This window comes from Geminocystis sp. CENA526, assembly GCF_050753365.1.
Taxonomy (GTDB): domain Bacteria; phylum Cyanobacteriota; class Cyanobacteriia; order Cyanobacteriales; family Cyanobacteriaceae; genus Geminocystis.
In genome coordinates this window covers 1-1162 of sequence record NZ_JBLZFY010000304.1, presented here as the reverse complement: position 1 = coordinate 1162, position 1162 = coordinate 1, and the positions used below count along the sequence as shown (strand labels likewise).

Genomic DNA, 1162 nt, shown 5'->3' with positions numbered 1-1162 from the left:
TAATTTTACCTATGCCTTCCATAATCGTGGTGTAGCTTACGAAAATTTGAAAGAATATGAAAAGGCGATCGATTCCTATAATAAAGCCATTGAATTAGACCCTAATTATACTTTTGCTTACTATGGTTGTGGTCTTGCCTATTATAATTCAGGAGAATATGAAAAGGCGATCGATTCCTATAATAAAGCCATTGAATTAAACCCCAATTATGCTGATGCTTACTATAGTCGTGGTGTAGCTTACAAAAATTTAAAAGAATATGAAAAGGCGATCGATTCCTATAATAAAGCCATTGAATTAGATCCTAGTTATACCAATGCTTACAATGGTCGTGGCAATGTCTATTATAATTCAGGAGAATATGAAAAGGGGATCGATTCTTATAATAAAGCCATTAAATTAAATCCTAATTATACAGATGCTTACTTTAATCGTGGTGTTGCCTATTATGATTTAAAAGAATATGAAAAGGCATTGGAGAATTATAACAAAGCTATTGAATTAAATCCTAGTGATACCGATGCTTACTTTAATCGTGGTCTTGCCTATAATAATTTAGGAGAATATGAAAAAGCGATCGATTCCTATAATAGAGCCATTGAATTAGATCCTAATTATACCTCCGCTTTCGGTAATATTAATGTAGCTTATAATAATCTAAAAGCGATCGAGAGTTACAATAAAGCGATTGAATTAGATCCTAATGTCCCCAATGTTTACAATAAACGTGGTCTTATCTATTATAATTTGGGAGCATATCAAAAAGCGATCGACGATTATAATAAAGCGATCGAATTAAATCCTAATTATACCGAAGCCTTAAAAAATCGAAATATTGCCTACCCTAAATTTATCAATGAAATCAAACCAACAATTAATACAGCTATTAAAGGTTTAACTAGACGGGTAAAATTAAAACTTGAACACATTAAAATTATTGAAAATGCCTTAGCAAATCCTGATATTAATAATGATATTTGGAATGAGTATCTTAACAGTAATAATACTAAGATGGCATTACAGGAGGGTATTTATTCACCCGAAATGATTAAACTATTGACTTTAAGAGCGATAATTTTACCTGAGACTTTGCCAGAATATTTAGATTGGTTACAACAGGGAAAAGGCAAAAATCAAGAGCAATATCAACACAGTCTTAAC

General features: G+C 31.2%; 1 protein-coding gene. It reads left to right on the top strand.

Features of this window, described 5'->3' with window-relative positions; genetic code table 11:
• The coding region (locus ACN4EE_RS23555; RefSeq protein WP_431708943.1) for a tetratricopeptide repeat protein at positions 1 to 1162 on the top strand (1162 nt) is incomplete at both ends.